The organism is Pseudanabaena sp. 'Roaring Creek', assembly GCF_001402795.1.
Lineage (GTDB): Bacteria > Cyanobacteriota > Cyanobacteriia > Pseudanabaenales > Pseudanabaenaceae > Pseudanabaena.
In genome coordinates this window covers 1-8,043 of sequence record NZ_LIRE01000333.1, presented here as the reverse complement: position 1 = coordinate 8,043, position 8,043 = coordinate 1, and the positions used below count along the sequence as shown (strand labels likewise).

Sequence of the window (8,043 nt, the reverse complement as noted above, 5' to 3'; positions counted from 1 at the left end):
TATAGATAATTCAAATAAAAACTACAGCTTCGACTTCGCTCAGCTAGCTTACACCGAGGGCTGAGCGAAGTCGAAGCCCGTCTACAAGTTATTTAAAACAACTATATATAGCTGCCATCAACTGTATCAGGGCATAATTCACTGAAGTGTTGGCTCACTTCAGTGAATAAAAAAACAACCCCAGTAAGATTTTGGGAATTGGTATCAAACCTAAAAGAGTGCTGCCGCGCTCCGCGCGGCAACACTCTTTTGGGTTTGTCCTAATCAAACCTCACGTTGCTATATGAGATAATGGGCTCAGAATGGCTCATGAATTGTTTTTTAATTGGGATATTCATCGGGATAATTAAGAATGAAAAAGATTTTATATACCCTCGCGATCGCCCTCAGTTCGACTTATATGGCAGTCGCTCCCGCCACATCCCAAACCATCGCCAATTCTAAGCAGTTTGGAGTCGTTCCTCCTGCCTGTGAAGGAGATACCCAAATGGCATTAAATATCTGTGCTTCGCGATGGGCAAAAACTGCTGATTTCTTGCGATCGCTTATTTATGATGAAGTTTACAGGCAAATTCCCGAAGCTAGACAAAGCCAACTCAAAGCGATCGAACAAACTTGGACTTCCTATCGCGATACCCATTGTCAGGAATCGAGCGCACCTTTTAAGGGCGGTTCCATTTATCCCCTGATCTATTCTAGCTGTCTGGCTAACGTTACCAACGATCGCATTGCCGATCTGCAAGGAAAAAGCAACTCTCAACTTAAACCAGATGAAACTGCCCAACGGCTTGCCAAAATATTAAGTCAAAGAAACCTCAAAGACTCCTCCAGTCAGAAGTTATGGCAAATCTACCAAGCTCAGCATTGCCAGTTTGATTCCCTACGTTTTACCGAATCGTCATCGGTAAAACAATGTCGCGATCGGCTAGCCGAAAGTCGGTTACTCCAACTCGAAGCCATGATGAGCAAGCGATAAACATGAGTGGACGCACTTCGTACATCCACTCATGTTTTTGGGGTTTGAGATGAAGTGTTTCTCTCTATCCAAGAATTAATTCGGATATACAGGAAGATTCGATGGAAAAATTAGCGATCGCCAATCCTGTTTCGTTATTGGCTAATTTTCTGACGTTGAGATAACAATCCACAAACTTTTACAAAAATATTGCTTCAAGCTACGGCTATGGTTAGAAGAGTTTGTACAATCTGAGGCAATATTTAGTAATTGTATAGCTAATTGGAAAACAGAACGATCATTATGTAAAAGCTACTAATATATTTTTCGCGATCGCGCTCATGGCAAGATAGAAGAATCATTTAAGAATTAAATTCCGATCAGGCGAAATGAGAAGGGCTATTAAATAATGAATATGTGTTTTGAAGAGATTGGACTGATTGGGGATGTTCATGCGGAAGCAGATTATCTTGAAATAGCGCTTCATTTTTTTCAAATGACTCAAGTAGAGAAGATCCTATGTGTAGGCGATATAGTCGATGGTCGGGGAAATGTCGATCGCTGTTGTAAACTGCTCGAACAAGCAGAAGTTGTGACAGTTCGAGGCAATCACGACCGATGGTTTGCTGAGGGTGTCATGAGGGATTCATCGAAAGCTACGCAGTGGGCTGATATTAGCGATACATCCCACATATTTATGCGATCGCTTCCAAATACTAAAGTAATTGAAACTATTACGGGTCGGTTACTTCTATGTCATGGTTTGGGTGAGAATGATATGCAACGCTTGACTCCAGATGATTATGGTTATGCGTTAGAAGTTATAGGTGAATTACACAGCTTAATTGCCAACCAAGAATACAAGTTTGTGGTCAATGGTCATACCCATCGCCGTATGGTACGAAGGTTTGAGAATTTAACTGTCATCAATGCTGGGACGCTTTCCGCAAACCATGAGCCATGTATTTCTATCGCTAATTTTAGAACTGGGTTTGTACAGTTCTATGATTTCCAAGAGAAGAATTTAGTTAGTAGCGGCAACCCCGTTAGAATGCAGTAGAAAGAGCAAGTTAGCTTAAAATCACCCCCATAATTGATAAGCTTTGCTTGTTTGGGCAACGGGTTCGCTAATGTAGTGTAGGCTCTGAAATGTTCGTCTCATATCGATAAAGTTGGTACTTTGGGAAATAATGGGAATTTGAGATAGGGCGATCGCCTATCACCACATCTACAATGCGATCGCTCCAAAGGATCTGGAATCCTGCTTGTGCAAAATGTTGATCGAAGGTGAGAACTTCTAGCGCCTGTGTGTGATATTGATCGCGTTCGTTGATGAGGGCAATGATGAATGAAGTATCAATGAATATTGTCAAGGTTCTTTTCTCCACTCATGTACTGGTCAATGTTAGTGGCAAAGTCAACTGGGGCTTGAATTTTGATTCGTTTGAGTTTGTTTAAGATGCCTGTTTTAGGTTTGGTGGCGGATTTGGCGTTTGCAAGTTGCTTGACGAATTGGTATAGCTCATCAAGGTTGTCTTCTTCAATTTTGTTGATTTCGGCGTAGATTAGTTCTTTAATATTCATGGGATTTGCCCTCAACTGAATTTTTATAATCATTAGGCTTAAATAACTATTTATAGTGTGATGCGTCTAATCGCCTGTGAAATTATGGCACTGGTCAGCTAATGTGGGATAGGTTCTGAAACGGACATTTCATGACGATCAAGAAGACACAAATACATCAATCACGCTTTAACAGTTCAGAGAATTGTTTTGTGTTAGCAATTTCATCGATTTCTGCATTAAGAAATTTCGCAATCTCTGCGGTTGTTATGCTGAGATTAAGATTTCTTTCCATTCCCGACCCAGTTTTCACAAAGATGATGCAAGTCATTTTGGATAGATCTGGTGGAGTAATGAATGGAGGAAGAGTATTTTCACGGTTTTCGCATTGATCTGCTAGATAAAAGTCACCATTGGTTTTCAATTGTCCAAATCGGGCCTTCCCAGGTGCTGCCGATATATTCACAATCTCTGTACCGTCTATATCTTTTAGTGTTTTAATGGTATATATGAAAGGCTCAATGTCGCTTTCGTAATTGACATCAGATTTCCATAAATCATCAATAAGATACATCTTTCCTGTTTCGAGATTAAAAGTTGCCCCGCGTTGATAAATTAATGGATAGGCTCCTGGGGCGTGCCATTCTTCACAGACCAAACTTACCAGCGCTCCTCTAGCGAACGTAACTCGACATCGTTCAATAGTAGAAGTGACTCTTCGGTATGGGGAATCAGCCCCTAACTCTTCCGATCTACTGCAAATTGAAGATTGGTTATTCAGTCCATTTTGAAAGCTTCCGTATGCTTGTTTCGTTATCAGTACCCACAGCTTATAATTTATTTCTTCCTGAAGCTTAATATCTTTTAATCCTGATATTTGCGGATAATTGGCTTCGTAATAACAATGTCCTTTAGGTGATGTCTCAGATTCTTTTATGTATGAGATCTGTAATTTACTACCCTCTCCCAGCAAATTTGGATCGATTTTCTCCAGCCCAACTTGAAAATCCCAAGGATAAATTTTGTTGGTTTGGGGTAATGGTTTAACGGTAGGTTTAGTTATGCTCTCTGGTATTTTAGGGGCAGATACTTGAGGAACATGAATGGAATTTGTTGTTGGATTGGAAGCTTTGCTATTACATGATTGAAGGAGAAGAAGAAGAATTAATAGAGAGTTCTTAAACTTTATGATTAACATCTGTTAATCCCCTCCGCATAACTTATATATAATAATGACTATTATAACAGGCTGGCACTGGACGTTTTTGTGTCTTTTTGATTGGTATGAAATGTACATTCTCTTGATTAACCCACCGAGAAATATTCGGATATTTGCTTTCAAAAGATTTCTTAGGCATAGATTTATACAGGCGCTTATTCCATTGGCTCAGATACTAAAGCGATCGCGCTACATCCTCGACCTCGTTAAGTGCGATCGTGAGAGTAAGTGTTGTGTCAGTTAAAATCGTCAATAGCTTACCACCATTGAATGACAGATAGAAAAACTTGCTATGATTCATAGCTTTTGTCTCAACATCTCAAAACTGTCACTGAGATCAATCGCTATTACAAAAACAACAACTACCCTTCAGGCAAAAAATTTTCATTTAAAGTTTGCTCAGGAGTAAAGGGAGACTCCATTGGAAAAGTAGCGATCGCTAATCCTGTCTCGGCACTGGCTAACTTCCTTGCATTTAGATAGCAATCAGCAAACTCCTGCAAAAAATATCGCTTCAAGCTAGGACTATGTTTAAAGGCTTTGTGCAATCTGAGGCGATGTTCGATAATCGTATAGCGCCAACTATTAGAACGCTTTTCTGGTTGATATTTACATTTGAGAAGATACATCAGCAAAACTTCTAAATTACTTTCGATCGCTTGCTTTTGACTGCCACCCATTCCTTCAAGTTCTGCAACTAAATTCTCAATATCTATCTCTGCAAAATTCTGCGATCGCAACAAATCGACTGCTTGCTCTAACCACAGAGCATAATCCTGCTCATACAATGAGCTATGAGTGGCAGCCTGAAATGGATTGGTTAAAGCAGCAGTCATAATCTTTAGGCAAATCTCACTGCAAGTATAGCAAATGCTGATTGATGAACAGTTATGTAAACCGTTCATCTCTAATACCAATTCCCAAAATGGCAACGCCATTTTGGGAATCTCAAAACCTTACTGAGTTTGTTTTTTAATTCACTGAAGTGTTGGATCACTTCAGTGAATTGGTATAACTACAACTTTTGTCTCAGCGCCTCAAAGCTGTCACTGAGATCGGCGATCGCTAATGCTTCTTGATCGCCCGACTCTAGCCATTTGATTTGGACTTGTCCTGCTTCGATTTCGCTATCACCGATGACAACGGCGGCTTTAGCGTTAGCATTACTAGCGCGTTTGAATTGCTTATCAAACTTCGCACCACTGAGATCGAGTTCCACTGTAAATCCTGCCTTGCGGAGAGTTTGAGCAATGGATAGAGACTTCGCTTCCGCTTGGTCGCCTCGCGAAATCACATAGAAATCGATCGCTGCTTGTTTTTGTTCGGCAACCTGTTGCATGAGAATGACCAAACGCTCTAAACCGATCGCCCAACCCACCGCAGGCACATCCGCGCCACCGAGTTCGGCAATCAAGCGATCGTAGCGTCCACCGCCACAGACTGCCGACTGTGCCCCGAGTTGATTGGACTGGATTTCAAAAGCAGTACGAGTGTAGTAGTCCAATCCCCGCACGAGCCGCGAATTGATGCGATAGGCAATATGGAGATCCGTTAAAAGATTTTGAACTTGCTCGAAATGCTGTTGAGATTCTGGACTTAAATAATCGAGAATACTCGGCGCATCTTGAGAGATTTCTTGCGTGCGCTTGTCTTTACTATCGAGAATTCTTAAAGGATTGCGCGTGAGGCGATCGCGAGAATCGGCATCGATTTCTTCTACAAAAGGAGTGAAATATTCCACAAGGGCAGCGCGATAGGCTACCCGATCTTCAGAACTCCCCACCGAGTTAATATCAACAACAAGGTCAGTTAGACCGACAGCCTGTAAAAAATCACTGGCGATCGCGATCGCTTCCGCGTCAGCACGCGGATCGGCACTACCAATCACCTCGATACCTAACTGGTGAAATTGACGCTGACGACCAGCTTGGGGACGCTCGTAACGAAACATCGCACCTTTGTACCACAGTCGCTGTACCCCACCCTGAGCAAATAGCTTGTTTTCGATATAGGAACGGGCTACTCCCGCCGTGCCTTCAGGTCGCAAAGTCAAAGAACGATCGCCGCGATCGTTAAAGGTATACATTTCTTTGCCCACAATATCCGTAGCTTCACCAATACCCCGCGCAAATAGCTCCGTTGCCTCAAAAATCGGAGTGCGAATTTCGGTATAGGCAGCTTGGGTGAGAACTTGTCTTGCGGCGGTTTCTAACTGTTGCCAGTAATAAATTTCGGGAGCAAGGATATCGCGAGTGCCGCGAGTGACCTGAAGTGAAGTCATGGATACAAATAGAGTCTATGATGTTATTCCAGAATACAGAATTTCTGCCCATGAAAATCTAAAAATTAGGAACCATCCCCAATTTCGCCTAGTTTTTAGATTTTGCGATCGCCAAATCAGAAGCGCAACCCACCAGAAACGTTAATTAAAAACAAAAGCTTAAACCTGTAGCGCACGCTGCGCGTACGCTACAGGTTTAAGCTTTTGTTTTTAATTATGCCAAGCTACTTACTCCCTTCCCGCTATAAAATTAGACATTAAAAACCAAGAATTAGACGTTGCGGCGCGAAGCGCCGCAACGTCTAATTTTTCACTGGGAAGGGAGTATCAACTTTTCTGTCTCTTTTATAGCAATGAAAAGCCTGTTGAGGACATAAACCCTAAAAGATGGGTGGCAGCGCTCCGCACTGCCACTCATCTTTTAGGGTTTTATGTTGTGTTGCGGTGACACTTGTAATAACCAATCTATGTTGTTAGAATCTAACCCAAACGGAGGGTGAGAATTTATTAAAAACTAGTTATTACAAATCGTAAGGAGCTAAACTACAGGAAACTTTTTCAATATAGTCCTTGCCATACTTTTAGGCAGTTGATAATTTTGAGATCTACCATTATTTGTAGGAGTAATTTATAGGTTACCCCTAGATTTCTTGATGTTTTAAACATCAATTGAGCCATAAGAGCGTGTTTTAATATTGATATAAACAATGGTAGAATCTCAGCTCTTGATGGGGCATGAGTTTTACGTTCTTCACACCATTTCCGACTGCTTGAGAACCGTAATAAGTTACTAAATCATAATTATTAAATTATTCAAATGATCCAAATTCTTGATTCGACACTCAGGGAAGGAGAACAATCTCCAGGGGTTTATTTTTCGCCTACCATCAAGTTGGCGATCGCCCAGCTTTTAGATCGCATTGGGATTGATATTATCGAAGTTGGTAACCCTGCCGTAGATCCAGAAATTGCCCTAGCGATTACCAATATTGCTAAGGCGGGGCTAAAAGCAAAAATTGGCGCTCATTCCCTATGTCGATTAAAGGATGTCCAAAAAGCCTTAGATTGTGACATTGACTTTTTGGGGGTATTTTTGGGTATTTCGCAAAAACGCTTGGAGCAGGATTACGCGATCAGTTTAGGGACTGCCATCGAACGGATTGTAGAAGTGATTAGCTATGCAAGAATCCAACAACCAGATCTGATCATTCGCTATACTCCCGAAGATACCGTGCGATCGCCCATAGAAAATGCGATCGCCGCCGCCAGTGCTGCCGTCCAAGCAGGCGCAAATATTATCAGCATTGCCGATACAACTGGTTACGCCACTCCCTTCCATCCTCAACGGTGTATTGCTCGCTATGTCACAACCATCAAAGAAGCCCTCGCCGCTCGCCATCTATACCCCAAAATTGAAGTCCATTGCCACAACGATCGCGGTTTGGCTTTAGCTAATGGGCTAGATGCTTACCATGCGGGAGCCGATATCATTGATGTTAGCGTTATGGGTATCGGCGAACGTGCGGGAATTATCGATATGGGAACAATTCTTGCCAACTTAATCGAAATCAATCCAGAAGAGAACCATTGGCAACTAGAACATTTAAAAGAGTTATATTGTCTAGTCAGCCAGCATTCCCACATTCCAATTTCCCCGCACCATCCTTTGGTGGGTAAAAATGCCTTTACTCACTATGCAGGCGTTCATGTCAGCGCGATCGCTAAAGATGAGAGTCTTTATCAAAGCCTCGATCCCCAAAATTTAGGCATTAAAAGCGATATTGCCTTAGGAATGCAATCGGGAATCAGTGCCATCTCCCTCGCGCTCAAACAGATCGATCGCGCAGAATTAATTGGCGATCGCGATTTAGTTGCCAAAATTCTAAAGGAAATTAAAGAGATATCAAAGCGAGGAACGCCAATCAATATTGAAAGAGAATTACCTTTGATTGTGGAATCTTGTTCCTCAATTAATCAATCAATCAATGAGATGATCGGTATTTTGTAGTAGTTAAGCCGAAAAGA

The 8,043-nt window shown here is 41.8% G+C and carries 9 protein-coding genes; 3 read left to right on the top strand and 6 right to left on the bottom strand.

The annotated features are described in order from the left end of the window. The first annotated feature begins 352 nt into the window (after positions 1–352). Both AC805_RS11335 and AC805_RS11330 read left to right on the top strand, forming a co-directional pair. A complete protein-coding gene (locus AC805_RS11335) occupies positions 353–976 on the top strand; it encodes a lysozyme inhibitor LprI family protein (protein WP_055075542.1) in 624 nt (207 codons plus the stop codon). A 388-nt stretch (positions 977–1,364) separates the two neighbouring features. After that, entirely contained in the window at positions 1,365–2,015 is a 651-nt protein-coding gene (locus AC805_RS11330) for a metallophosphoesterase (protein ID WP_055075541.1), read from the top strand. Between the two features lie 67 nt (positions 2,016–2,082). Here the strand turns inward: AC805_RS11330 and AC805_RS11325 are convergent, their stop codons facing one another. The 6 genes from AC805_RS11325 to hisS all read right to left on the bottom strand — a co-directional run bounded on the left by AC805_RS11325 (position 2,083) and on the right by hisS (position 6,018). Continuing rightward, positions 2,083–2,328 carry a hypothetical protein gene (locus AC805_RS11325; RefSeq protein WP_055075540.1) on the bottom strand — a complete coding sequence of 82 codons (246 nt, stop codon included), beginning with the start codon at positions 2,326–2,328 and terminating at the stop codon, positions 2,083–2,085. Next, positions 2,312–2,572 (bottom strand): hypothetical protein, encoded by a 261-nt coding sequence (locus AC805_RS11320; protein WP_055075539.1) that lies wholly within the window; start codon positions 2,570–2,572, stop codon positions 2,312–2,314. The genes AC805_RS11325 and AC805_RS11320 overlap by 17 nt, the downstream gene beginning before the upstream one ends. A gap of 124 nt (positions 2,573–2,696) precedes the next feature. Beyond that, positions 2,697–3,716: a hypothetical protein gene (locus AC805_RS11315; RefSeq protein WP_055075538.1), complete on the bottom strand. Its 1,020-nt coding sequence runs from the start codon at positions 3,714–3,716 to the stop codon at positions 2,697–2,699. Between the two features lie 196 nt (positions 3,717–3,912). Beyond that, a complete protein-coding gene (locus AC805_RS27130; RefSeq protein WP_269433571.1) occupies positions 3,913–4,038 on the bottom strand; it encodes a hypothetical protein in 126 nt (41 codons plus the stop codon). 61 nt (positions 4,039–4,099) lie between these two features. After that, positions 4,100–4,573 carry a DUF29 domain-containing protein gene (locus tag AC805_RS11310; RefSeq protein ID WP_055075537.1) on the bottom strand — a complete coding sequence of 158 codons (474 nt, stop codon included), beginning with the start codon at positions 4,571–4,573 and terminating at the stop codon, positions 4,100–4,102. A gap of 179 nt (positions 4,574–4,752) precedes the next feature. After that, the gene (gene hisS, locus AC805_RS11305; RefSeq protein ID WP_055075536.1) at positions 4,753–6,018 is read right to left on the bottom strand and encodes a histidine--tRNA ligase; all 1,266 of its coding nucleotides are present in this window, start codon (positions 6,016–6,018) and stop codon (positions 4,753–4,755) included. Between the two features lie 817 nt (positions 6,019–6,835). Here hisS and AC805_RS11300 point away from each other — a divergent pair. Beyond that, positions 6,836–8,026, top strand: a complete 1,191-nt coding sequence (locus AC805_RS11300; RefSeq protein ID WP_055075535.1) for a LeuA family protein — start codon at positions 6,836–6,838, stop codon at positions 8,024–8,026. Positions 8,027–8,043 lie beyond the last annotated feature (17 nt).